The 206-nt window shown below is 41.3% G+C and carries 1 protein-coding gene; it reads right to left on the bottom strand.

All coding sequences use genetic code 11. From position 1 onward, the window contains the following. Positions 1-195, bottom strand: a 195-nt coding sequence (locus V6256_RS16350) for a hypothetical protein (protein ID WP_424141085.1), incomplete at its 3' end; no start/stop codon positions are given. Between the last annotated feature and the right edge of the window lie 11 nt (positions 196-206).

Genomic DNA, 206 nt, shown 5'->3' with positions numbered 1-206 from the left:
TGTACTTGTTCTTCTACTGGCAGCTATACCTGCAGCTTCAGATTCTAAATTAGCGCGAAATTCATAACAGAGTTGAATATCTGAAATGCTTGAGAGAGGTGAGAATTTTAAAACGTTGCTGGCAGGTTTTTTTATAACGTAACTTCCAGATCCTCGGCGAGACATTATCAAGTCATCTTCTCGAAGGCGAGCCAAGGCTTCTCTGA

The sequence above is a fragment of the Psychromonas aquatilis genome (assembly GCF_038155185.1).
GTDB lineage: Bacteria > Pseudomonadota > Gammaproteobacteria > Enterobacterales > Psychromonadaceae > Psychromonas > Psychromonas aquatilis.
Note: the sequence above shows the minus strand (reverse complement) of the source record. Positions and strands in the feature narration are given on the sequence as shown.